This is a genomic window from Collinsella sp. OM04-5 (genome assembly GCF_003439125.1).
GTDB lineage: Bacteria > Actinomycetota > Coriobacteriia > Coriobacteriales > Coriobacteriaceae > Collinsella.
Genome location: NZ_QSUU01000003.1, coordinates 116074 through 141171, shown reverse-complemented (window position 1 = coordinate 141171; position 25098 = coordinate 116074). Strand labels below are relative to the sequence as shown.

At 60.4% G+C, this 25098-nt stretch carries 22 protein-coding genes; 18 read left to right on the top strand and 4 right to left on the bottom strand.

Translation table 11 applies throughout. The features are described 5' to 3' along the window. Window positions 1–29: 29 nt before the first annotated feature. From DXB53_RS02900 to DXB53_RS02815, 18 genes are all read left to right on the top strand, one after another. Window positions 30–2789, top strand: coding sequence for a hypothetical protein (locus DXB53_RS02900; protein ID WP_117583232.1), 2760 nt, complete (start codon window positions 30–32; stop codon window positions 2787–2789). A 148-nt stretch (window positions 2790–2937) separates the two neighbouring features. Next, window positions 2938–3279 (top strand): 50S ribosomal protein L19, encoded by a 342-nt coding sequence (gene rplS, locus DXB53_RS02895; RefSeq protein ID WP_117583231.1) that lies wholly within the window; start codon window positions 2938–2940, stop codon window positions 3277–3279. 93 nt (window positions 3280–3372) lie between these two features. Beyond that, complete coding sequence (locus DXB53_RS02890) at window positions 3373–4161, top strand: ribonuclease HII (protein WP_117583230.1); 789 nt, start codon at window positions 3373–3375, stop codon at window positions 4159–4161. A 189-nt stretch (window positions 4162–4350) separates the two neighbouring features. After that, the gene (locus tag DXB53_RS02885; protein WP_117583229.1) at window positions 4351–4836 is read left to right on the top strand and encodes a YraN family protein; all 486 of its coding nucleotides are present in this window, start codon (window positions 4351–4353) and stop codon (window positions 4834–4836) included. Then, window positions 4836–6359, top strand: coding sequence for a YifB family Mg chelatase-like AAA ATPase (locus tag DXB53_RS02880; protein ID WP_117583228.1), 1524 nt, complete (start codon window positions 4836–4838; stop codon window positions 6357–6359). The genes DXB53_RS02885 and DXB53_RS02880 overlap by 1 nt, the downstream gene beginning before the upstream one ends. Next, window positions 6356–7291: a DNA-processing protein DprA gene (locus tag DXB53_RS02875; RefSeq protein ID WP_369831533.1), complete on the top strand. Its 936-nt coding sequence runs from the start codon at window positions 6356–6358 to the stop codon at window positions 7289–7291. The genes DXB53_RS02880 and DXB53_RS02875 overlap by 4 nt, the downstream gene beginning before the upstream one ends. A gap of 14 nt (window positions 7292–7305) precedes the next feature. Further along, entirely contained in the window at window positions 7306–8643 is a 1338-nt protein-coding gene (gene trmFO / locus DXB53_RS02870; RefSeq protein ID WP_117583227.1) for a methylenetetrahydrofolate--tRNA-(uracil(54)-C(5))-methyltransferase (FADH(2)-oxidizing) TrmFO, read from the top strand. Continuing rightward, a complete protein-coding gene (locus DXB53_RS02865; RefSeq protein ID WP_117583226.1) occupies window positions 8640–9560 on the top strand; it encodes a tyrosine recombinase in 921 nt (306 codons plus the stop codon). Before trmFO ends, DXB53_RS02865 begins: the two co-directional genes overlap by 4 nt. 216 nt (window positions 9561–9776) lie before the next feature. Beyond that, a complete protein-coding gene (rpsB, locus tag DXB53_RS02860) occupies window positions 9777–10505 on the top strand; it encodes a 30S ribosomal protein S2 (protein ID WP_006236109.1) in 729 nt (242 codons plus the stop codon). Window positions 10506–10550: 45 nt separating this feature from the next. Beyond that, window positions 10551–11420 carry a translation elongation factor Ts gene (gene tsf / locus DXB53_RS02855; RefSeq protein WP_117583225.1) on the top strand — a complete coding sequence of 290 codons (870 nt, stop codon included), beginning with the start codon at window positions 10551–10553 and terminating at the stop codon, window positions 11418–11420. Window positions 11421–11538: 118 nt separating this feature from the next. Then, on the top strand, window positions 11539–12261 hold the full coding sequence (gene pyrH / locus DXB53_RS02850) for a UMP kinase (protein ID WP_117583224.1): 723 nt from the start codon (window positions 11539–11541) through the stop codon (window positions 12259–12261). A gap of 2 nt (window positions 12262–12263) precedes the next feature. After that, on the top strand, window positions 12264–12800 hold the full coding sequence (frr, locus tag DXB53_RS02845; protein ID WP_006236112.1) for a ribosome recycling factor: 537 nt from the start codon (window positions 12264–12266) through the stop codon (window positions 12798–12800). Window position 12801: 1 nt separating this feature from the next. Then, window positions 12802–13596: an isoprenyl transferase gene (locus tag DXB53_RS02840; RefSeq protein WP_117583223.1), complete on the top strand. Its 795-nt coding sequence runs from the start codon at window positions 12802–12804 to the stop codon at window positions 13594–13596. Window positions 13597–13598: 2 nt separating this feature from the next. After that, complete coding sequence (locus DXB53_RS02835; protein WP_233503786.1) at window positions 13599–14498, top strand: phosphatidate cytidylyltransferase; 900 nt, start codon at window positions 13599–13601, stop codon at window positions 14496–14498. Then, the gene (dxr, locus tag DXB53_RS02830; RefSeq protein ID WP_117583222.1) at window positions 14498–15685 is read left to right on the top strand and encodes a 1-deoxy-D-xylulose-5-phosphate reductoisomerase; all 1188 of its coding nucleotides are present in this window, start codon (window positions 14498–14500) and stop codon (window positions 15683–15685) included. Before DXB53_RS02835 ends, dxr begins: the two co-directional genes overlap by 1 nt. Window positions 15686–15710: 25 nt before the next feature. Next, window positions 15711–17072, top strand: a complete 1362-nt coding sequence (locus DXB53_RS02825) for an RIP metalloprotease (protein ID WP_117564266.1) — start codon at window positions 15711–15713, stop codon at window positions 17070–17072. A gap of 13 nt (window positions 17073–17085) precedes the next feature. Beyond that, a complete protein-coding gene (ispG, locus tag DXB53_RS02820) occupies window positions 17086–18168 on the top strand; it encodes a flavodoxin-dependent (E)-4-hydroxy-3-methylbut-2-enyl-diphosphate synthase (protein ID WP_117583221.1) in 1083 nt (360 codons plus the stop codon). Window positions 18169–18180: 12 nt separating this feature from the next. After that, entirely contained in the window at window positions 18181–19890 is a 1710-nt protein-coding gene (locus tag DXB53_RS02815) for a proline--tRNA ligase (protein WP_117583282.1), read from the top strand. Window positions 19891–20055: 165 nt separating this feature from the next. On the opposite strand, the gene DXB53_RS02810 is transcribed toward DXB53_RS02815, so the two are convergent. From DXB53_RS02810 to adhE, 4 genes are all read right to left on the bottom strand, one after another. After that, complete coding sequence (locus DXB53_RS02810) at window positions 20056–20889, bottom strand: IS3 family transposase (RefSeq protein WP_117583220.1); 834 nt, start codon at window positions 20887–20889, stop codon at window positions 20056–20058. Continuing rightward, window positions 20886–21401: a helix-turn-helix domain-containing protein gene (locus DXB53_RS02805; RefSeq protein WP_117583281.1), complete on the bottom strand. Its 516-nt coding sequence runs from the start codon at window positions 21399–21401 to the stop codon at window positions 20886–20888. Before DXB53_RS02805 ends, DXB53_RS02810 begins: the two co-directional genes overlap by 4 nt. Before the next feature lie 100 nt (window positions 21402–21501). After that, window positions 21502–22266, bottom strand: a complete 765-nt coding sequence (locus DXB53_RS02800) for an aminoglycoside phosphotransferase family protein (RefSeq protein ID WP_006236119.1) — start codon at window positions 22264–22266, stop codon at window positions 21502–21504. Window positions 22267–22354: 88 nt separating this feature from the next. Beyond that, window positions 22355–25003 (bottom strand): bifunctional acetaldehyde-CoA/alcohol dehydrogenase, encoded by a 2649-nt coding sequence (gene adhE, locus DXB53_RS02795; protein ID WP_117583219.1) that lies wholly within the window; start codon window positions 25001–25003, stop codon window positions 22355–22357. Window positions 25004–25098 lie beyond the last annotated feature (95 nt).

Sequence of the window (25098 nt, the reverse complement as noted above, 5' to 3'; positions counted from 1 at the left end):
ATTTGCAACGAGCGCGTCGGGGAGCACAGATGACCCTGTGCTGGGTGGTCGTTGCGGTCACGGCGCTTTGCGGGATGCCGACAGCCGGTTTCGCCCTTCAGGATGATTCGCGCGACGAGCTCTATGGCGATGTGGTCAACCCGCTCACCATTACAGTCAACGATCGCGACTGCACGTTTGTAGATATCGATGACGGCAAGCTCGAGGGCCGTACCTCGATGTACGACAACGTCTCGTTCTACACGGCCGCCGTCAAAAAGGTGCTGCCCAACTGGGCATCGCTAGCCTATAACATCCTTGGCTATGGTGGAGGCGACGACTCCGGGGACTTTTTGTACTGGGACCACGCCGGCAAGGGCTTTGAGAAGGATTTCGGTAAGGGTCACTACATCTATCTCTATGATGCGCTTTCGGGCGGCAACGGTGAGCATTCCGATGGTGCCGACAAATCGAAGCAGAGTGGTCTGACATCTGCAAAAAGCCTCAATGCGGTCTACGAGCGCTTGACCGACGATATCGCCGGCTGTATCGGTCACAAGCTGGAGGGCTCCGATTTCCGTAAATACGTGCCGCTCGACGGACTGTCGAAAGACACGACTGAGCAGGACGTCATCTATGCCACCATCGCGTGCGTGGACAAGCTCGGCGGCACCTACCAGTACGATTTCAATGGCTTTGGCATCGCGTTCTATAACTTTAGAGTTCAGCAGCTCAACAGCGTGAACAAGCTTAACTGTGCGCCCGAGGACGCGCCGGGCTATTCCTTTGTCGATTCTAAGACTGAGCAGGATCTCGTTACCTCGGCTCTTAACGTCGGCTATGAGGACGCCTCGCAGAGCATCACGCTCGCCCGCGGTACCGAGGAGACGGTCGGCACGAGCACTTCTGAATCCGCATCGTATTCCAAAGGCGGCTCGTGGGGCGCATCGGTGAGCCTCAAGGAGTCACTGGGCGTGCCCGCAACAGCGAGCGAGGAGATCGAGACTTCGTTTTCGGCCGAAACCACGATGTCCCAGTTGTGGGAGGCGAGCAAGACCGAGGAACAGTCGATTACCACAACGGACAACCAGTCTGTCACCGTCAATATGACGATCCCGGCGCACACGCAGGTCAATAGCAAGCAAACGAGTTCTACCACGACGCTGTCCGAGGACTATGACCAGCCGGTGGGCGTGACGTTCGACGTGATCATCTTTAATATGAACGGCGAGTGCTACGATGACAACGCCGCCGTGCAGGAGTTCCATACCGCCGGTTATGACCAGCGCTCGTTCTACACCACCTTTGGCGATCAGTCGACCGACGCCGTGCAGAACCTGTTCCTGCGCTCAATCGCCCATCGTGGCGACGACGGGTACGATACCACCGCCGGAAACGTGACGAGTTGGTCGTATCGCACCAACAACCACATGGTGCGCGCCATCGATTGGAATTCGGTCCTGGCCGATCGCGAGGTGCCCTCGCGCAACGGCGGCGCCCCGCGCACGTGCAACGTGCTCAATGACATGGCCGCGACCTATCCCATGTCCATTACGGGTTCCAATCTGTCGTTTGAGTCGGTGACGGTCGATACGCAGTTGGGCACGCCGCAGCCCATTAAGCCCATCTCCAAGATTCTCGTGTCGCTGCAGACCGATAAGACCCGAAGGCTTACGGTTGGAGACGAAGACCCCATCTCTTCCTATCGCGTGCGTGCAAGGGACGAGGACGATGTTGATTACTACGGCTTTGTGAAGTCGTCGGGCGACTGGCGCGTGGTCGATAAAAAGGGCAAGGAATGCAAGTCCGACGTCATCGAGATCCAGACCGACCCTGTCACCCACGAGCAGGTCGTGGTGGGTAAAAAGGCCGGCACCGCCTACGTAAAGTACTTTATCCCCGAGGACGCCTACGTGGATGTGAACGGGCACGTCTCGACCAATGACGAGATCGACGCCGCGGCCTACAAATATAAGGTAAGTGACGTGGCGCCCGAGTCGTTTAACGGCAGCATCAAGCTCGAGGGCTCGGCGCAGACCGTCGTCGGCGTCGAGGAGAACCTTAACGGCATCGAAGGCCTGACGGCTACGGTCTATGACACGACGGGCAAGGAAGTCGATAGAGTCTGCAGCTGGGAGGCTCAGGAGCTCGAGAGCAAGGGCATTTCGGTCGCGACAGACGGCACGATGACCATCTCGCAACCGGACACCTTCCATGTTCGCGCCTTTATTGACGGCGTGTATTCCGATTGGGCCGAGGTCATCGCCGCACCCGCACCGGTCGACCCGATGACGACCGTGGTCGAGACGCCGGTGAGCGTTACGTCCGCCTCCACGGGGGATTCTTCGGCAACGACGGATAGTACGGCTCCTGCCCAGGGAGAGCAGGCCGCTTCTGATACAAACGCGGTTGAGTCTGCTCCCGCGAGCGACAATGCCGCTGCAGCGACTGACGACACCGCGCCCACTGCCGCGAAGGATGCCTCGCCGATTCCTACGGGCCTCGTTACCGTTTTGACCGATATCTGCCGCTACGGCATCGATCACGGCCTCATCAGCACATCAAACAAGGAAGAGATGACCAAGAAGGACTTCGACATCTTAGGCATCCTGTACCTGATGGCGGACAGCCAGGATCTGGTGCCCCAAGACGCCGAGGACGCGATGAATGAATGGGTCCATGACAACTATAATGACGAGGAGCTTGCCACCTGGAAGCAGCATGCGCTTTCAGTGCTGCTCGAATACGGCTACATCGCGCCCGGAACGACCGTGACGACCCCGACGACTGATGCTGCGGACGGCGCATAAGTGCAGAAAGGGTGCGTGTTTTTGTCTTTTTGCGCACGGGCAAAATAGTTCTTGCAGCCAAGGTCGTGGCGTGTATACTCGAATACGTTTGTTCAACTACGTGCCGGCCAAGGTGGTACGGCACCTCTAGAAGAGTAAGGAATTGCACATGGATTACATCCGCGCAATCGAGCGTCAGCAGATCCGCGAGGACATCCCGCAGGTCCGCGTCGCCGACAACGTCAAGGTTCACTACCGCATTAAGGAAGGCGACCGCGAGCGCATCCAGGTCTTCCAGGGTGACGTCATCCGCATGGCCGGCGCCGGTGCCCGTGAGACCTTCACCGTCCGCAAGATTTCCTTCGGTGTCGGTGTTGAGCGTACCTTCCCGCTTCACAGCCCCAAGATCGCCAAGCTCGAGGTCGTCCGTCATGGTCGCGTCCGTCGCGCCAAGCTGTACTACCTCCGCGACAAGGTGGGCAAGGCTGCTCGCATCCCTGAGAAGCGCTAAGAAGATCGCAGCGTCTGTCCACTCGTTTGGACAAAAGGGTCACCTTCGGGTGGCCCTTCTTTTTATTTGATTTGCATACAAGGAGGCCCCGATATGGCCAACATGACGAGCTCGGTTTCGGCATCGCAGGTTGCCGGCGAGCTGGCGAGCGCCACGTTTGAGGAGATCCCCGCCCTCGTGGAGCATTATCGCGAGGATCCGCGCCAGCAAGTGATCAAGGCTTGCGAGCGCGCCCTTAAGCGCCATGCCAAGGAACTTGCCGAGCGCGAGCGCGTCAACGGTATGTACGAGCTGATGCACGAGCTCGGTGGGGATGGCGTGGTCGTGGGTGTCGACGAGGTGGGTCGCGGCTCGGTGGCCGGTCCTTTGACGGTGTGCGCCGTGTGCCTTCCCATGGAGCCGCGCGTCTGGGGCATCAACGATTCCAAAAAGCTCACGCCGGCGCGCCGCGAGCTGCTCTCGGTGAAGATTGCCGAGGTCGCGACGGCGATTGGTTTTTGCCATATCGCGCCTGCCGATATCGACGATATGGGCATGGCCCGCGCCATCCGCGCTGCCGTCGCGGGCGCCGTGGCCGATACGGGGCTCGAGCCCGATTGCGTGCTTATGGACGGTAACCCCTTGGGCGCCGTTCCCAACGAGCGCGACGTGGTGAAGGGCGATGCCAAAATCGCCTGTATCGCTGCGGCGTCCATCATGGCCAAGGTCACGCGTGACGAGATGATGGTCGAGTACGACGCCGAGTACCCCGAGTATCATTTGGCCGAGTCGAAGGGCTACGCAAGTCCCGAGCACATCGAGGCGATTCGCAAACATGGACTTTGTCCGCTGCATCGTGTGAGCTTTTGCGGAAACTTTCTGCAGACTGAGCGCCTTTTCTAGGCCAATTGTGGAGACAGGGACCTCTGGCGTTTTATAAACCTGCTGGTAGCGGGCCGTGTGCAACGTGATAGTTGCGTACGGCCCGTTTTTTGTCGGTATTTGGTCAGCTTTTGGTTTGTTTCCGGTACTTACCCGCATGAAAGGCGCCCTCATCATCGGGGCAATGCAGTGTGCGGGAAAGGAGACCCCATGTGTGCCGCAAGCAAAAAGAGCAAGACGCAGCAACTCAAGGAGCGCTGGGAAGATGGCGAGCTCGACTGCGGGGCGATTACGCCCGAGTTTATCAAGGGGCTCAGTCCCCGCGAGCTCGGCATGCTGGGCGAGCTGATCACCATCGATTACTTTAACGAGCGTGGATACACCTTGTTGGAGCAGGGCTATCGTTGCATTGAGGGCGAAGCCGATCTGGTGCTGCTCGATGAGCTCGATGATGTCGTGGTGATGGCCGAGGTCAAGACGAGACGCGTCGCCCTGGATTGCACCACGCGGGTCTTTCCCGAGGAGGCCGTGGACGCCCAAAAGCAGCGTCGGTATCGCCGTATCGCAAGTTGCTATCTCATGGAGCACTATCCGCTCAGGTCGATTCGCTTCGATGCCGTGGGCGTCACCATCCGCGGCGGGCATATCGCCGAGATTGAGCACCAGTACAATGCGTTCGATTGGCAGGTGTCGTGATGGCGTTTGAGACGTTTGCCGTACACGCGGCCTGTATCCGCGGCGTCGAGGCAATTCCCGTCACCGTCGAGGTTTCGCTTGCCGGTGGCGTTCCGGGCATCCAGATGCTCGGCATTCCGAGTATGGAGGTGATGGAGTCGCGCGGGCGTATCCGGTGCGCTATGCGCTCGGCAGGCTTCGAGATCCCGCGCTCTGGCATTACCGTCAACCTGGCACCCGGCGATATCCGTAAAACTGGCAGCGGTTTTGACCTGCCGATTGCCGTCGCGGTTCTGGCGGCCGATGGGCAGATTCCCCGTGACAACCTCGATCGCTGCCTTATCGCAGGTGAGCTTGGTCTGGATGGCACCGTGCTGCCCGTCAAAGGCGAGGTGGCGTTTCAGCTGTTGGCGCGCGATATGGGGCTTTCCTTTATCGCCGGCAGGTCCGATCAGCATGTCCCGCTTGCGGGCGTTGACTGCGGGTTTATCGACCATCTATCTCAGCTTGCCCACGGCATGGGGGATGCTGCACGGCATTATTTGGATTCTGAAGTGCTCGAGGCGACCTTTGATCCCGAGCTCGATTATGCCGACGTGCTGGGTCAGGAGGTCGCCAAACGTGGCATGGCGCTTGCGGCCGCCGGAGAGCTCGGCCTGCTCATGATCGGCTCGCCCGGTTCGGGCAAGACCATGCTTGCGCGGCGCATGACGGGCATTTTGCCCGAGCTATCTCTCGAGGACCAGCAAGAGGCGCTTTGCATCCATTCGGTCTTGGGCGAGAACATCGATGGACTGCTTGCGGGGCATCGGCCCTTCCGCAGCCCGCATCACAGCATTTCGACCGCGGGACTCATCGGCGGCGGGCGTCCGGTGCATCCGGGCGAAATTAGCCTTGCTCATGGCGGCGTACTCTTTTTGGACGAGCTTGCCGAGTTTCCCACCGGCGTGCTGCAGACGCTGCGCCAGCCCATCGAGCGTGGGTACGTGAGGATCGTGCGTGTTGACGGGGCCTTTACGTTCCCGTCGCGCTTTCAGCTGCTAGCCGCGAGTAATCCCTGCCCCTGCGGGTTTTTGGGCGATCGCGAAGTGCCGTGTCGCTGTTCCGCTTCGATGGTCGAGCGCTATCGGGGCAAGTTGCGCGGTCCTTTGGCTGATCGTATCGACATGATGATCGATGTGACCCGCCCCGATCCTCAGGTGATCATTGAGGGCGCTGAGGGTATGTCATCGGCCGATCTGCGCGATTACGTCGTGCGTGGGCGCGCCTTTCGCGCCTGGCGTGAATCCCGTATGGACGATGCGGACTCCGAGGCCGAGGAAGATGAGTCGCGGTCCATTGACGGTGTCGTTTCGACCTTTGGGCTTGATGAGGCCGCCGAGAAATGCGTGCTTGGCTTGTCGAAGCGCACACATCTCACGGGTCGCGGCATCGTGCGCCTGGTACGCATCGCGCGCACGATCGCCGATGTTGCCGAAAGCGAACGGGTGTCGCAAGATCACGTGCTCGAGGCGGCGATGTACCAGGGAAGGAGGGACCAATGATGGCCGAGGGGACCTTCGAGCTGCATCCAGGTGATGCGTTGTATCCCGAGACCGTTTTGGAGCTTTCTGATGTACCCCAGACGCTCTATGTGCGCGGCAACGCCGAGGTGCTTTCGACGCCTGCGCTATCCATCATCGGTGCACGTAAGGCATCGCCGTATGGTCTCGCTGTGGCGGAGCTTGCGGCCAAGGTAGCGGTTGAGGCGGGAGTGACGGTGGTCTCGGGCGGCGCGGTCGGTTGTGACCAGGCCTCGGGTTGGGCTGCGGTCAACGCCGGGGGCAAACACGTCGTGGTGCTGGGGACGGGCGCCGACGTGGTCTACCCGCGTTCGAGCGCGGGGCTTATTACGCGCACACTCGATACGGGCGGCGCGGTCGTTTCGATTTCGCCGTGGGGTATGGGACCGCGTAAGTTCGCCTTTCCGCGGCGCAATCGCGTTATCGCCGCTTTGTCGCAAGCACTCTTTGTTTCCGAGGCTGGCATGCCCTCGGGTACGTTCTCCACGGCGGAGGCTGCTATGGACTTGGGTCGAGAGCTCCTTGCAGTGCCGGGCTCCATCCTTTCGCCCGAGTCGCGCGGGACCAACTACCTCATCGCTAACGGCGCCTGCTGCATCATCGACGAGGAATCAATCGAGATGGCCATTTCGCGCATCTACGGCACGCTGCGCTACTCGCGTCCCGATTCACCCGGTATTGCCGATCTCGACCCCACGCAGCAGGCCGTGATGCACGCGCTTATCGCCTCGCCGCTCAAGGTCGATGACATTGCCGCGCTCGTCTCGCTTGATGCTGTCGGCGTGCTCAAGCTCTTGGGCTCGCTCGAGCTTGAGGGCCTTATCGAACGCATGATGGATGGAAGGTATGCGCCCTCAAAGTTTGCGCTTCACGCCCAGACGCCCTTCGGTCACAATGGAAAGCGTGTCAATTAGAAAGGTGTTTGCAGATGCAGTTCGATCAGGTGACGGTTATCGGTGGCGGTCTGGCGGGTTCGGAATGCGCGATCCAGCTGGCAGATCGCGGGTTTGCCGTAAAGCTGTGCGAGATGCGCCCCCAGGTGAGCTCTCCGGCCCACCATACCGATCACTTGGCCGAGCTCGTCTGCTCAAATTCGTTTAAGTCAACCCGTCCGGATTCTGCTGCTGGCCTGCTGAAGGCCGAGCTCGAGCGTATGGGTTCGGTGCTGCTCGATTGCGCCCATCGTGCGGCCGTTCCCGCTGGCGGTGCCCTGGCGGTCGACCGCGTCAAGTTTTCCGAGCTTGTCGAGGCCGAGGTTGCCGCCCGACCCAGTATTGAGGTCGTGCACGGCGAGGTCACGCAGATTCCCGAGGGCCACGTGGTCATTGCCGCGGGTCCGCTGTGCTCGCCGGCATTGAGCGAAGAGGTCATGAAGCTCGTCGGTGGCGACGCCATGGCGTTCTTTGACGCTGCCGCGCCAATCGTCGATGCCTCCACGCTCGATATGGACGTGCTGTTCTCGCAGTCGCGCTACGAGGAGCAGGGGAGCGGCGACTATCTCAACGCTCCGCTCAACAAGGAGGAGTACGAGGCCTTTATCGAGGCACTCACCACCGCCGACCGCGTGGTGCTCAAGGACTTTGAGGGCGGCGACCTCTTCCAGGCCTGTCAGCCCGCCGAGGAGGTCGCCCGTACCGGCAAGGACGCTATCCGCTTTGGCGCCATGAAACCTGTCGGCCTCACCGACCCGCGAACCGGTCGTCGTCCCTGGGCGGCGATTCAGCTGCGTGCCGAGAACAAGGAAAAGACCGCCTATAACCTGGTGGGCTTCCAGACTAATCTGACCTTTGGCGAGCAAAAGCGCGTCTTTCATATGGTTCCCGGCTTGGAGAATGCCGAGTTCTTCCGTTATGGCGTCATGCACCGCAATACCTTTGTCGATGCGCCACACGTTCTTGACGGCACCTTTGCCGTGCCTGGCACGGGTGTGCGCCTCGCCGGTCAGATCACCGGCACCGAGGGGTACATGGAAGCGGTGGCGACCGGTCTGCTTGCTGCGCTTAACACCTATGCCGAGGCTATCGGTGCGGCTTCTGTGGAGCTTCCTCGCGTGGGCGCCCTGGGTGCGCTCGTGGGCTATGCGACCGATCCGGCAACCGTGGGCTACCAGCCCATGCATGTCAATTTTGGCCTGGTGCCGCCGCTCGAGGACGGCAAGCGCCGCAGTAAGCGCGACCGCTACCAGGCTTATGCGGATCGCGCCCTCGAGGCTCTCGATGCCTACTTGGCCACACGCTCCGACTTGTTTGGAGGCGACCGGTCATAGCCTTTGACCTGTACGATATCGTCGACTCGTTTATCGCCTACATCGCCCGCGTCGAGGGGCTCTCTCCCAATACGGTGACTGCCTATGGATCGCGGTTGGAGCGCTTTGCTGCCTGGTGCGAGCGTACGGGTGTCGATGCGCGTATGGCCGACGTGCGTACCGTCCGCGCGTATTTGGCCGAGCTTTCGCGCGAGCAGGTGGCGCCTCGCACCCTTGCGGCACATTTGTCGGCTATCCGATCGCTCTATCGATGGATGGCTGCCGAGGGGATCGTGGAGGGTGATGCGGTCTCGGCGATTTCCTCGCCCAAGCTGCCGCGCGACCTGCCCGGTGTGCTGACGACCCAGCAGGTCGAGGCACTGCTCCACGCCCCCGACACCGCAACGCCCGCCGGATTACGCGATGCGACGATGCTCGAGCTTCTTTATGCATCCGGTGCGCGCATCTCAGAGCTTGCGGCGCTCAATGTGGAATCCATCTCATGGTCCGAGCGCACGCTGCGGCTATGGGGCAAGGGGAGCAAGGAGCGTATCGTTCCTCTGTATCGTCGCGCACTCGAGGCGACACGCACCTATGTCGAGGAGGGGAGACCGGCGCTGCTCACGCAGGCAAAGCGCTGCGAAGCCGCAGCCGGCCTGCATCCGCTGTTTATTTCTGCTCGCGGCAATCGCATGAGTGCCGCTATGCTCAGACGACGGTTCCATATGCTGGCGACGCTCGCCGGTATCCCTGCCGACATTGCCCCGCATGCGATGCGCCACACCTTTGCGACCGATCTGCTTGAGGGCGGCGCGGACCTTCGTTCGGTTCAAGAGCTGCTGGGACATGCGAGCTTGTCAACGACGCAGATCTACACGCATCTCACGCCCGACCGGCTTAAGCGCGCCGTGACCCAAGCCCACCCCCGGGGCGAGTAAGCTGTGTGGCTCACGTTGTGCTTAGGTGTGTGGTTTTGATTGCGGGTTGGCAGGAAGAGGTAATCCTGCTATCATTCATCAGGTTGCTTCACGGCAACATGTTTTTATCACGCACGCGCGGCTACTTCATACCGTGGTGCCCGGGCTTTGGTAGCACATGTCCGGGTTGGTTTTGGAGGATGACCCCGCGCGGAGGCAAACCACAGGAGGTTTAACATGGCTACCAAGATTAATATCCGCACCCTGCTCGAGGCCGGCTGCCACTTCGGTCACCAGACCCGTCGCTGGAACCCCAAGATGAAGCCGTTCATCTTCGGTGAGCGCAACGGCATCTACATCCTCGACCTCAAGCAGACCATCCTCGACGCCGATCAGGCCTACACCTTCGTCAAGAACGTCGCCAAGGGTGGCAACGTGCTGTTCGTCGGCACCAAGAAGCAGGCTCAGGAGGCCGTCAAGAACGCTGCTGAGCGCGCCAACATGCCCTACATCAACCAGCGTTGGCTCGGCGGCATGCTGACCAACTTCGTCACCATCCGCTCTCGCATCAACCGCATGGAGGAGCTCGAGGCCATGGTCGAGGACGGCCGCATGGCTGTTCTGCCCAAGAAGGAGCAGGCTGTTCTCGGTAAGGAGCTCACCAAGCTCCAGACCAACCTCGGTGGCGCCCGCGACATGAAGGGCCTGCCTCAGGCTCTCTTCGTCATCGACACCAAGCGCGAGGAGAACGCCATCAAGGAGGCCCAGCGCCTGAACATCCCCGTCGTCGCTCTGATCGACACCAACTCCGATCCCGACGAGGTCGAGTACGGCATCCCCTGCAACGATGACGCTATCTCCGCTGTCACCCTTATGTGCGAGCTCATGGCTGACGCCTGCCTCGCTGGCTCCGGCAAGGAGCAGGTCTCCGAGGCCGAGATGGCCGCTGAGCCCAAGGCCGAGTAAATCAGTCTTAGTTAATTCTTTTTCATCTCTTTGAAAGGAACCACAATGGCCCAGATTACCGCCGCTATGGTCAAGCAGCTCCGCGAGATGACCGACTCCCCGATGATGGAGTGCAAGAAGGCTCTCGTCGAGGCAGACGGCGACATGGACGCTGCTGTCGACGTTCTGCGTAAGAACGGCCTTGCCAAGGCTGCCAAGAAGGCTGGCCGTGAGACCAACGAGGGCGCTGTCGCCGCGTTCGTCTCCGAGGATGGCAAGACCGGCGCTCTGCTCGAGCTTTCCTGCGAGACCGACTTCGTTGGCTCCAACGCCAAGTTCACCGGCTTTGCTTCCATGGTCGCCGAGGTTGTCGCTACCACCGAGCCTGCTGACGTCGACGCCCTGCTCGAGAAGCCGATGGGCGAGGAGACCGTTTCCTCCGAGCTCACCGAGATGATTCACATCATGGGCGAGAACATGAAGATTTCCCGTTTCGCCGCCCGCAAGGCCGAGAACGGCGCGCTCGCTTCTTACATCCACATGGGTGGTAAGATCGGCGTCCTCGTCGAGTTCGCCTTCGAGAAGGCCGAGACCGCTCAGGCTGAGTCCTTCAAGACCTTCGCTCACGACGTTGCCCTTCAGGTTGCCGCCGTTGCCCCGATCTGCGCCACCCGCGATCAGGTTCCGGCCGAGACCGTCGAGCACGAGAAGCAGATCTACATGGCTCAGGCTGCCGAGTCCGGCAAGCCCGAGGCTATCCAGGAGAAGATGGCTGTCGGCCGTCTGGAGAAGTTCTACAAGCAGTCCGTGCTCACCGAGCAGGAGTTCATCAAGGACAGCTCCCTCACCATCAAGAAGTACGCTGAGCAGGTCTCCAAGGAGCTCGGCGACACCATTACCGTCGTTGCCTTTGACCGTCTGGTCCGTGGCGAGTAAATAAGCTCTTGTAGCTGGTAATGAGCAGGCTGTGGGTTTTACTCACAGCCTGCTTTTTCATGGCTCTTCTTAGAGCCTTTGATAGAATGTTGAGAGTTCAATCTAAAGGAGGATCGCTTTGTCCGACATCCGATATAAACGCGTGCTTCTGAAGCTTTCTGGCGAAGCACTGATGGGCGACGGCCACTATGGCATCGACCCCAAGGTTACCGACCATCTTGCCAAACAGGTCAAGGAGCTGCTCGCCGTTGGCCATGAGGTCGGCGTCGTTGTCGGCGGCGGCAATATTTTCCGCGGCATGGCCGGCGCTGCCGGTGGCATGGAGCGTGCTCAGGCCGACTACATGGGCATGCTGGCAACCGTTATGAACGCGCTTGCCCTGCAGGATGCCTTCGAGCATAACGATGTTCCCTGCCGCGTGATGAGCGCTATCCAGATGAACGAGATCTGCGAGCCCTATATTCGTCGCCGCGCTATCAACCATCTGTCCAAGGGCAACGTCGTCATCTTCGCTGCCGGTTCGGGCAATCCGTACTTTACGACCGACACCGCCGCGGCTCTTCGTGCGTGCGAGATTGGCGCCGAGATTCTGATTAAAGCCACCAAGGTTGACGGCATCTACGACAAGGATCCCGTCAAGTGCGCCGATGCCGTCCGTTTTGACAAGATTACCTATCACGAGGTTCTCGTCCGCGGTCTGCAGGTTATGGATTCCACGGCTACGGCACTGTGTCAGGATAACCGTATGCCGATTTTGGTCCTCAACATCGATGGCGAGGACACCGTCAAGCGCGCGCTTTCGGGTGAGCCCGTCGGCACGCTCGTCTATCAGGAGGATTAAGCATGGCAGAGAACATCACCGCCCATATGGACAAGTCGCTCGAGTCCCTCAAGCACAACTTCTCCAAGGTTCGTACCGGCCGCGCCAACGCCAACATTCTGTCCGACATCACCGTTGATTATTACGGTGTCCCCACGCCGGTCACGCAGGTTGCCGCCGTCAAGACCCCCGAGGCTCACATGCTGCTCATCGAGCCGTGGGACAAGGCGCTCATCAACGCTATCGTCAAGGCCATCGGCGCTTCCGATCTGGGCATTACCCCCAACTCCGATGGCACCGTCGTTCGTCTGCCGTTCCCGGCCCCCACTGAGGAGCGCCGTCGCGAGCTCGTCAAGGAGTGCCGCGAGTACGCCGAGCAGGCCAAGGTGTCTATCCGTAACATCCGTCGCGACTTCAACAATAAGCTCGAGCGCGATGAGGAGCTCACCGAGGACGATGTCCGTCGCGAGCAGGCCAAGGTCCAGAAGCACACCGATGAGTATGTCGCCAAGGTGGAGGAGCTTCTGAAGGAAAAAGAAGCCGAGGTCATGGAGATCTAAGGTGCAATACGACGAGCATAAACTGGTCGAGTACTTTGCCGACGCCCCTGCGGGCGTCGGTTTTTCCGACCTTGACCTCAATAAGATTCCGCACCATATCTCGTGCATCATGGACGGCAACGGTCGTTGGGCTACGTCGCGCGGTCTTGCGCGCACCGAGGGTCATAAGGCGGGTATCGTCTCGCTGCGCGAGATCATTACCGCCTGCGTGCGCCTAGGCGTCGACGTGCTTTCTGCCTATGCGTTTTCTACCGAAAACTGGAACCGTCCGCAGCATGAGGTCAACGTTTTGATGCATCTGTTTGCCAAGACGTTTATCGACGAGCTGCCGCTTCTGAAGCGCGAAAACGTGCGTGTTGTCTTTTTGGGTGACATTTCCGCGCTGCCCAAGAAGACCCGCGACGTTTTTGAACGCGGTCTTGCCGAGTGCGCCGATCATACCGGTATGACGCTGGCGCTTGCCGTCAACTACGGCGCGCGTGCCGAGATTACCCGCGCTGTCCGTCAGATTGCACTCGACGCTGCCGCCGGTAAGATCGATCCTGCCGCAATTGATGACGACATGGTGGCTTCCCACCTCTATACCGCCGGTCTTCCCGATCCTGAGCTTGTGATTCGCACCTCTGGTGAGCTGCGCCTTTCGAACTATCTGCTGTGGCAGGTGGCTTATTCCGAGTTCTACGTCACCGATACCTATTGGCCCGACTTTGATCGTTGGGGCCTTGTCGACGCCATTTTGGCCTATCAGGGCCGTGACCGTAGGTTTGGTGGACTGAGCAAGACCGAGGAGGCTTAATCGTGTCCGATCGTCCCAAGGCATCTGCTCCCAAGACGCCTGCGCGCAAAGCTGCCGCTGCGGGAGCGCCTGCAGCGAAGAACGGTACCGGTTCGTGGCTGGCGGGCTTTATTACCCGTGCCGCCGCCGGTATCGTCTACGCCGTTGTCTTTATCCTGTGCTTGGTTTTGGGTATCGTGCCCACGGCCATCTTTGTTTCTGTCATGAGCGGTCTGTGCTGCTATGAGTTTTTCCGTATGACAAGGCTCGATGGCAAGATGGCTAACGAGCGCATGGGTATCGCTGCCGCCGTACTCTTTCCGCTGTCGGCGTTGGGCGATTCGATGTTGCTGAATGCCCTGCTTTTTGCCCTGATGCTCGCTGTGGGCATTTGGTATGTCTGGTCGCCGCGTACCCGCATCTCTGATGTGGCCGTGACGCTCATGGGTCCCATCTACACTGGCTTTATGCTGTCGGCTATCGTGCTGCTGCGCGATGCCGTGCCCGGTTTTGCCGGCGCCCTGCTTTCAGTGGGCGTTTGCGCGTCCCTTTGGGTCTCCGATTCGTTTGCCTACATCGTGGGCAGCCGTATCGGCAAGCACAAGATGGTTCCCAAGATTTCTCCCAAAAAGAGCTGGGAGGGGTTTGTCGGCGGCATCTTGGGCTCGGTTTTGATTTGGCTCATCCTGTGGGCGACGCACTTCTACAAGCTCAGCCTGCCCTATGCGCTGCTGTGCGGCGTGGTGGTGTCCATTCTGGGCGTTATCGGCGACCTTATCGAGTCGCGTATCAAGCGCGGTGTGGGCGTCAAGGATTCCGGCAACCTTATCCCGGGCCACGGCGGCATGCTCGATCGTAGCGATTCGCTTATCTTCGGCTGCATCACCGCGCAGCTGTTGCTGATGATCGGAGGCGTGCTGTAATGTCCTTCCAGACGACGTATGGCTCCGATGGACGTCTCCGTGTTGCCATCCTGGGCTGTACAGGCTCTATCGGCACCCAGGCGCTCGATGTGTGCCGCCAGCATGCCGATCGCCTGCAGGTGACGGCGCTGTCCGTTAACTCCAGTACCTCTGAGCTCGTTGCCGCTGCCCGTGAGTTCTCGGTTCCGGCGGTTGCCGTAGCCGATGTCGATCATGGCGATGACGCCGTGCTGCAGGAGTTGCCCGAGGGAACGAAGCTCGGCGTTGGCGCGCAGGCGGTTTGCGAGCTCGCGCATCGCGACGATGTCGACTGCGTGCTTGTCGCTATTGTGGGCGCCGCCGGTCTCGAGGCGAGCCATGCGGCCTTGACCTCGAATAAGCGCCTTGCCCTTGCCAACAAGGAGTCCCTCGTCGTCGGTGGCGACTTGCTTATGCCGTTGGCACAACCGGGCCAGCTTATTCCGGTCGACTCTGAGCATTCCGCCATCTACCAGTGCTATCTGGGGGAGAACCCGCGCGAGGCCCACTGCATTTGGCTCACCTGCTCGGGCGGTCCGTTCTTTGGCCGCACGCGCGACGAGCTCGATCGCGTGACGCGTGCCGATGCCCTCGCGCATCCCACGTGGGCCATGGGTGCCAAGATTACCATTGACTCCGCCACCCTCATGAACAAGGGCCTGGAGCGCATTGAGGCCATGCATCTGTTTAACTGCGACCTCGATTTCATTAACGTGGTCGTGCAGCGTCAGTCCAAGATTCACTCTATGGTCGAGTTCGCCGACGGCTCCGTGATGGCGCATCTCGGTGCATCCGACATGCGTATTCCCATCCAGTTCGCGTTCTCGTATCCCGAGCGTTGGGATACTCCGGCGCCTCGTATCGATTTCCGCGAGCTGGGGCAGCTCACGTTTGATGCTGCCGACATGGATACCTTCCGCTGTCTGGCACTGGCCGAGCGTGCCGGCAAGACGGGTGGCACCATGCCGTGCGTGCTCAATGCCGCCAACGAGGTCGCCGTCGATGCCTTCCTGCACGATGGCTGCAGCTTTACCGATATCGATCGCATTGTGGAATCCTGCATGTACGCCCACGATATGCAGGTGGTCGATTCGTTTGAGCAGCTTCGCGACACCGATGCGTGGGCGCGTGAAAAGGCTGCGCAGGTGCTCGCCGCAACCCGTTCCTAACCCATAAGGATTGCTTTTTCGTTTTATGGATACTGTTCTGAGCGTTCTCTCATCGGTCTTTTGGGGCCTGCTGATGCTTTCCGTCCTCGTGTTTTTGCACGAGGGCGGCCACTTTTTGGCGGCGCGCGCCTGCGGCGTCCGTGTGACCGAGTTCTTTTTGGGTCTGCCGTGCCGCTTTGACATCCATTACACGTCGCGTCGCATTGGAACCAAGTTTGGCGTGACCCCGCTGCTGCTGGGTGGCTACGCTGCCATCTGCGGTATGGATCCGACCGATGTTTCGTGCGCCGACCGCGTGCTCGCGGCTATCTATCGTCATGGTCGCGTGACCGTGGCCGACCTTGCTGTCGAGCTCGAGCTTTCCGAGGAGGATGTGCTCGAGGCATGCGCCCTTTTGCTGGGCTGGGGCTCCATCGCGCCCTGGTATGAGGAAGGGGAGAAGCCCTCGCCGAGCTACTATCCCACCAAATATCAGACGTTGCCGCGAGACAAGGCAGGCTATACCACCTTTGATGGTCGCCGTTTCGATCGCGAACATGCGACTGCCGAGGGCGATGTGTGGGAGCTGCCGTGCGGCGAGGCCGAGTTCCTTGCGCAAGAGCGCTCGCACACCTATCTTGGCCAAGGCTTTCTCAAGCGCGCCTTTATGCTGCTCGCGGGCATTATCGTCAATATCCTGACGGGTTTTTTGCTCCTTATGAGCATCTATTCCATTGCGGGTGTCACCGTGCCGATGGATACCAACGTGATCGGTCAGGTTGACGAGGGGTCTATTGCCGCCAAGGCGGGTATCGAGGGCGGTGACGCGATCCTTTCGGTTGACGGTGTCTCATGTTCCACTTGGATGGATGTCTACGATGCCATCGGCAAGGCTGCCGGTAAGGACGATATCGCCATCGAGTACGAGCGTGACGGCAAGCAGCATTCGACCACGGTTGCGCTCAAAGAGGACGAGCGCCTAGGTGTGTATGCCTCTACGCAGGTGGTCCGTTTAGACCCCATCACGTCGGCTCGCCTGTCGTTCTCCTATGTCGTGCAGACAGCGGATGGCGTGATGCGCCTGCTCCAGCCGCAGCATACGATGGAGATTCTCGATCAGTCTTCTTCGATCGTGGGTATTAGCGTTATGTCCTCACAGGCCGCTGCTGCCGGCCCTGCCACGTTCCTTTCCTTTGCCGCCCTCATTTCGTTCTCGCTTGGCTTTATGAACCTGCTGCCCATCCCACCTCTCGATGGCGGCAAGCTGGTCATCGAGATCATTCAAAAGATTGCGGGCCGCGAGCTGCCGCTCAAAGTGCAGACAATCGTCAGCTATGTCGGCATCGCGCTCTTTGCACTGCTGTTTGTCTATATGCTTCGTTCCGACATCCTTCGATTTATTCTGTAGGGGAGTGTTTGGATTGTCTTTATCCCATCCTTTGCCTCGCGAGTTGACGCGCCCCGTGCATGTGGGCGGCGTGCAGATCGGTGGTGGCGCTCCGGTCGTGGTTCAGTCTATGACCTGCACCGATACCGCTGATGCCCAGGCAACGCTTGCGCAAGTGTGCGCGTTGGCGCAGGCTGGCTGCGATATCGTGCGCGTGAGCGTGCCTACCGAGGCCGCGCTTGAGGGTTTCCGCACCATCTGTGCCGAGTCTCCGGTGCCGATTGTCGCTGATATCCACTTTAACCATAAGCTCGCCATTGGTGCCGTTGAGGCCGGTGCCGCCAAGCTCCGCATCAATCCCGGCAACATTGGCGATTGGGCCAAGGTCGATGCCGTGATCGATGCCGCGGGCGCTGCTGGGTGCGCGATTCGCATTGGCGTGAACGCGGGCTCGCTTGAGCAGGATATCGCCGAGCGCGAAGACCTCACGCAGCCCGAGAAGCTCGTGATGTCTAGCGAGCGCTTTGTGCGGCACTTTGAGGACCGCGGCTTTAAGAACATTGTGCTTTCGGCCAAGGCCCATAGCGTGCAGACGACGCTCGATACCTATCGAGCCCTGTCGCGTGAGATTCCCCACGTTCCGCTTCACCTGGGCGTAACTGAGGCAGGTACCAAGCTGCAGGGCACCATCAAGAGCTCAGTGGGTCTTGGTATCCTGCTGTCTGAGGGTATCGGTGACACCATGCGCGTCTCGCTCACGGCCGATCCGGTTGAGGAGCCGCCGGTCGCCTGGGGAATTTTGCAGTCGTTGGGCCTGCGTCGCCGCGGCCCCGAGATTGTCTCGTGCCCCACGTGCGCCCGCTGTCAGGTTAACCTGATTCCTATCGCCGAGGAAGTAACCGAGCGGCTTAAGAACTATACCGCGCCGCTCTCGATTGCCGTCATGGGATGTGCCGTTAATGGCCCCGGTGAGGCTTCTGATGCCGACCTGGGCGTTGCTTGCGGACGTGGTCAGGCCTTGCTCTTTTCGCATGGCCAGATCATTGGTAAAGTAGCTGAGGACCAAATTGTCGATGCGCTTATGGCCGAGGTCGACAAGCTTATTGAGGAGAAATAAATGACTCGAGCAATGTATATGTCTAAGCTGTATGCTCCGACGCTCAAAGAGGATCCGGCCGACGCCGAACTTGCGAGCCATCGCCTGCTGCTCCGTGCCGGCATGATCCGCAAGGAGGCCGCCGGTCTCTATTCCTATCTGCCGCTCGCGTGGCGCTCGATTCGCAAGATCGAGAACATCGTGCGCGACGAGATGGACACTGCCGGCGCCCAGGAGCTCATGATGCCCATCATGGTCGATGCCGAGCTGTGGCGTGAGTCCGGCCGTATCGATGCCTATGGCAAGGAGCTTGTGCGCTTTGATGACCGCCACGGCCGCGAGTTTGTGCTCGGACCCACGCATGAGGAAACCGTCACGGCCCTGGTGCGCAATGAGTTGCGTTCCTACAAGCAGCTGCCAGTGAACCTCTATCACATCCAGGATAAGTTCCGCGACGAGTTCCGTCCCCGTTTTGGCCTGATGCGCGGTCGCGAGTTCATCATGAAGGACGCCTACAGCTTCTCCGCCACGCAGGAGAGCCTGCAGGAGGAGTACGACAAGATGAAGCAGGCCTACGCTAACATTTGCGAGCGCTGCTACATCAAGGCTCTGCCCGTCGTCGCCGATTCCGGCGAGATCGGTGGCGACACCTCCGTCGAGTACATGGCGCTGGCCGAGGCCGGCGAGGCTTCGCTGGTCTACTGTGATGATTGCGGCTTTGCTGCCGATGACGAGGCGGCAAGCACCAAGGTCGTCGTGACCGAGGGCCCCGGCGACGGTACGCTCACCAAGGTCGAGACTCCGGGTATGGGCACCATCGAGGCTGTTGCCAAGTTCTTTGGGTTCCCCGAGAACGGCACGCGCAAGTCCCTGGCGCTCATCGATGCCGAGGGTAAGCCTGTTGTGGCTATCGTTCCGGGCGATCACGAGCTCAACGACTGCAAGGCCGAGCACGTCTTTGGCAAGGGCTATCGCATGATGACCGACGAGGAGCTCCAGACCTACGGTCTGCATAAGGGCTTTATCGGACCGGTTAACCTGCCCGTGGGTATTCGTCTGGTCTGCGATGAGAGCCTGCGTGAGTCCAAGCAGTGGGCCTGCGGTGCCAACGAGGTCGACTATCACTTTACCGGTGCCTGCCCCGAGCGCGATTTTTCCGTCGACGAGTGGGCCGACCTTGTCACTGTCGTTGCCGGCGACCCCTGCCCGCACTGCGGCAAGCCGCTTTCCGCTGCCCGCGGTATCGAGGTCTCTCAGGTCTTCCAGTTGGGCACCAAGTACTCCGAGGCCATGGGTGCCACTTTTATGGACGAGGATGGCAAGGAGAAGCCGCTCATCATGGGTTGCTACGGCGTGGGCGTGTCTCGCTCGCTCGCTGCCGTCGTGGAGCAGCATAACGACGAGCACGGTATCGTCTGGCCGGTCTCCGTTGCCCCGTACGAGGTCGCGGTGATTCCGCTCGACCCCAAGAAGGAGGAGTGCGCTTCTGTCTGCGACCAAATCGTCGAGGGTCTGTGCGCCGAGGGTATCGAGGTCGTCGTCGACGATCGCGATGAGCGTCCTGGCTTTAAGTTTGCCGACAACGACCTTATGGGCTTCCCGTATCAGGTGATTCTGGGTAAGCGCGGCCTTAAGAACGGTACCGTTGAGCTCAAGGACCGTGCTACGGGCGAGCGCGAGGATGTGGCGATTGATGAGGTCGTCGCCAAGGTCGCCGAGCTTGTGAAGGCAGCACGCCGTTAATCGACATTTCTGCTAGTAGATGTAATTGCGGGACTGCCCCGTATCTCTCTTAGGATGAGATGCGGGGCAGTCCTTTTTGTTGCGTGAATTAGCTCGACGGGTAAAAGAAAACCCCACAGCCCATATTGAACTGCGCCCCAATTCTTGGACGGGCTAATAAGCGGCCTACGCCGCACATAGGGACTGATTCCGGAATTCCTCCGGGGTCAGTCCCTTCAGTTTAACCTGCCTCCTTCTCGTGTTCCAATGGATGATGTATTCGTCCAGGTCTCTCTTGAAGTCTTCGAAGCAAGGCCATTTTCTTCCGCGAAAGAACTCGTCCTTCATATGGCCGAACACCTGCTCCGTCGCGCCGTTGTCGATGCAGTTGCCCTTCCGGGACATGCTCTGCACCACGCCGGCCTCCTCCAACCGCTTGCACCACCCGGCCTGCTGGTACTGCCAGCCCATGTCCGAGTGCAGGACCGGCCTGGAGCCCTCGGGCATCTTGGACACGAGCTGGTCGAGCAGCTCGTGCTGCTGGGCCATGTTGGGATGCAGCGACGTGGACCAGGCGACGATCTCCTTGCTGCCGAAATCGTAGACCGGCGCGAAGTAGGCCTTGCCCCAGGGCTGCTTGAACTCGGTGACGTCGGTGCCCATCTTTTCCCACGGCCCGTCGGCGGCGAAGTCCCTGCCGATGACGTTCTCGAAGGTCTTTCCGACCTTGCCCCTGTACGAGTTGTACCTGTGGTAGTCGGTCTCGCGGCGGATCCCGCAGCTGATGCCCATCTCGCGCATCATCTTCAGCGTCGTCTTGTCGGCTATGCGCACGCCCCGCTCGGCGCGCAGGCACATGGCGATCTGCCTGTGGCCGCACCCGTTGGCGGTGCGCGAGAATATCTCGGCGGCGGCCTCCCAGAGCTCGGGCCTGGTGGGAGCCTTCGGGTGCGACAGCGCGTAGTAGTAGCTCGACCTCGCCAGGCCGGCGAGGGGGTATTGCCCTGAAAGCCCGCTCACGACCGCGGCCTTCTCGCCGTTCGAGAGCGTTTCTCCGCCTTCAGGGCGATCGATTTTTTTAGGTAGGCGTTCTCCGCCTCGAGCCTCTTGATCCTGCGCTCGAGCTCTTGCTCGCGCGTCGTCTCCCCGGACGGGGAGCCGGACCCCCTCGGCCTCCCCCTGGGCTTTGGCCTGAGCGCCTCCGGGCCCTCCTCCCTGTAGGCCTTCAGCCATTTCTTGAAAGGGCTTGGCGAGGCTATCCCGAACTTCTCCATGGCCTCGGGCTTCGTCATGCCCTCGTCGACGACCGCCCTGACGGCGGCCAGCTTCGTCTCGAACGAATAGGCGGTGTGTTTCTTTCCCATCATGGCCAGAACCTCGATACCAGCAGACCTGTAGGTGCACAGCCATTCTCTCACGGTTTCCTCCGGCATCCCGAGAAGGGCCGCGATCGCCGCGCGGCCGTGCCCCTCGTCGTGCAGCTCTGCCGCTCGCAGCCTCATCCCGACGTCGTACAAAGCGTTTCCAGCCATAAAAAAGCCTCCCATTTCTTGTGTCCAAGAAATGGGAGGCAGTTCATAATGAGCTGCGGGGTTTTCTTGTGCCTCCGATGCGAAATAAATCGCTCAGATATTACTGATAATCGACGACGTCGATCCAGTTCTTCAGGAACTCATCGTTCACGTTGCGCTTACGAGCGAGCTCGGAAGCGGCGACGATGCTCGTCCACTGACGCACGACCTGCATGGGCATGTCAGCGCGGTCGCAGTAGAGCTCCAGGTAGGCCTCAGCCTGATCCTTGCTGTTGAGGGCGAAGAGCAGGTAGGTGGTGGCAACGTCGGCAGCAGGGGAGCCCTGGGTGGCGTGTGCCCAGTCGCACACATAGAGCTGGCCGTCGTCGCCGACGATGACGTTGGAGGGGTTGAAGTCGCCGTGGCAGACCTTGAACTCCTTGGTCATGCCGTCCAGACGCTCCTGAAGGTTGTAGCGCGTGGTGGCATTGAGCTGATCAAGGCTGTCGATCATGCGGGCGAACTTGTCGCGCTGACGGTTGAGCAGCGGGGAGGTGTAGCCGTGGATCTCGATCTGGAGGTCGACGAACATCTCGAGATACTCACCAAAGCGCTGGGGCTCGGCAGTCATCTTCTCGGCAAGGGTGGTGCCCGGAACCTTCTCGGTCACGAGCGCCCAGCCGTTGGCGTTCTCGAGCTGGGAAACCTCGAGAGCCTTGGGGCTGCGGATGCCGCACTCATTGATGCGGGCAAGATTCAAAGCCTCGTTGAACACGTCGGAGACAGGCTTGGTCTCGTTAAAGACCTTGACGATCTTGTCGCCCAGGTCGTAAACGACCTTGTTGCCACGGCGGACGAGCTCGGTCTTGGAATCGGGTAGCAGCATGGTTGCATCCTTTCAACGATGCGATAGAAGCGACGGCGGGGGTGTGTGAAACACCCGTGCACCCCCGCCGTTAAAAACCGTGCTAAAACTAGCAGACGGCGTAGTCCTGAGGCTCGCGGCCGTAGTAGGCGTCCAGGTAGAGCTCCTTGATCTCGCTCATGAGCGGGTAGCGCGGGTTGGCGCCGGTGCACTGGTCGTTGAATGCCTGCTCTGTCATCTCGTCGAGGGTGTCGAGGAAGTACTGCTCGTCAACACCGTAGTCGGCGATGGTCTTCTTGACGCCGATGAAGTCCTTGAGCTCCTCGAGCTTCGTGATGAAGTTCTCGAAGACCTCCTTGTCGTCCTTGCCCTCGATGCCGCAGTACTTGGCCATCTCGGCGTAGTTGTGCAGCGCGTTGGGGTAAGGATACTGGGAGAAGGTACCCATCTTGACGGGAGCCTCGGCGGCGTTGTAGCGCATAACGCGGGTCAGGATGACGGCGTTGGCGAGGCCGTGGGGCAGGTGATGGAAGGCGCCGAGCTTGTGAGCCATGGAGTGGTTGAGGCCCAGGAAGGCGTTGGCGAAGGCCATACCGGCCATGCAAGAGGCGTTGTGCATCTCCTCGCGGGCATGCAGGTCCTTGGCGCCGTTCGTGAAGCTGGAGGGCAGGTTCTCGAAGACGAGCTTAGCAGCGCGCTCGGAGAGGCCCTTGGTGTAGTCGGAAGCCATGATGGAGACGTAGGACTCGATGGCGTGGGTCATGACGTCGATGCCGGAGGCAGCGGTCAGGCCGCGCGGGGCGGTCATGCAGTTGTCGGCGTCGACGATAGCCATGTTGGGGAGCAGCGCGTAGTCGGCGAGCGGCCACTTGATGCCGGTCTCCTTGTCGGTGATGATGGCGAACGGCGTGCACTCGGAGCCGGTACCCGAAGAGGTCGGGACGGCGACGAAGTAGGCCTTCTTGCCCATCTCGGGGAAAGTGAAGATACGCTTGCGGATGTCCATGAAGTCCATGGCCATGTCCTCAAACTTGCACTCGGGGTGCTCGTACATCATCCACATGATCTTGCCGGCGTCCATAGCGGAGCCACCGCCGACGGCGATGATCACGTCAGGCTCAAAGAGAGCCATCTGCTTGGCGCCGCGACGTGCGCACTGCAGCGACGGATCGGGCTCGACGTCGTAGAAGCAGTCGTGGGCGATGCCCATCTCGTCGAGCTTGGCCTCGATGGCGCGGGTGTTGCCATTCTTGAAGAGGAACTGGTCGGTGACGATGAAGGCGCGCTTCTTGCCCATGACGGTACCGAGCTCGTCGAGGGCGACGGGCGTGGAACCCTTCTTGAAGTAGACCTTCTCGGGAGCGCGGAACCACAGCATGTTCTCACGGCGCTCGGCCACAGTCTTAACGTTGATCAAGTGCTTCACCCCAACGTTCTCGGAGACGGAGTTGCCGCCCCAGGAGCCGCAGCCCAGGGTCAGAGACGGCTTCATGCCAAAGTTGTACAGGTCACCGATGCCGCCGTGCGAGGACGGGGTATTGATGACGATACGACAGGCCTTCATGACGTGCTCGAACAGGCTGATCTTCTCGGCCTGAGCGGGGTGCACGTACAGAGAGGCGGTGTGGCCCGGGCCACCGGCGAGCACCAGGTGCTCGGCCTTGTCGACTGCCTCCTGGAAGTCCTTGGCGTGATACATGGCCAGGACCGGGGAAAGCTTCTCGTGGGAGAACTCTTCCTTGGCGGGGTCGGTGGAGGTGACCTCGGCGATCAGGATCTTGGTCTTGGCGGGAACCTCGATGCCGGCGAGCTCGGCGATCTTGGCGGCAGCCATGCCGGGAATGCGGTGATCGAGGGCGCCGTTCTTGAACATGGCGGCACGCAGGGCCTCCATCTCGGCACCCTGCTTGACGAAGTAGCAGCCGCGCTTCTGGAACTCGGCCTTAACCTGGTCATAGATGGTGTCGATGACGGTCACGGACTGCTCGGAAGCGCAGATCATGCCGTTGTCGAAGGTCTTGGAGTGGATGATGGAGTTGACGGCGAGCAGCACGTCGGCGGTGTCGTCGATGACGACCGGGGTGTTACCGGCGCCAACGCCCAAGGCGGGCTTGCCCGAGGAGTAGGCGGCCTTGACCATGCCCGGGCCACCGGTGGCGAGGATGATGTCGACGTCGCGCATGACCATGTTGGTCAGCTCGATGGAGGGGACATCGACCCAGCCGATGATGCCCTCGGGGGCACCGGCCTTGACGGCGGCGTCAAGCACGAGCTTAGCGGCGGCGATGGTGCACTTGGCGGCAGCCGGGTGCGGGGAGATGATGATGGCGTTGCGGGTCTTCAGGCTGATCAGCGTCTTGAAGATCGCAGTGGAGGTGGGGTTGGTCGTCGGGATGACGGCGCCCACGATGCCGATGGGCTCGGCGATCTTGGTGATGCCGTAGGCCTCGTCGCGCTCCAGGACACCACAGGTCTTGGTGTTCTTGTAAGCGTTGTAGATGTACTCTGCGGCGTAGTGGTTCTTGATGACCTTGTCCTCAAGAACGCCGCGGCCGGTCTCCTCGATGGCCATCTTCGCCAACGGGATACGAGCCTTGTTGGCGGCCATGGCGGCCTCATAGAAGATCTTGTCGACCTGCTCCTGCGTGTACGTAGCAAAAAGCGCCTGGGCCTCTCGCATCTGAGCGAGCTTAGCCTCAAGCGCCTCTACGTTGTCCACAATTGCGGGAGTAGTGTTTTCCGGTGACTTTTTCACCATTTGTGTCTCCTTGCGATCGGAGATTTACCCTACGTCTTGCATGATAGCAATAAATAATTCGGTGAGTGGTAAGATTCCTGTAAAAGGCACACTAA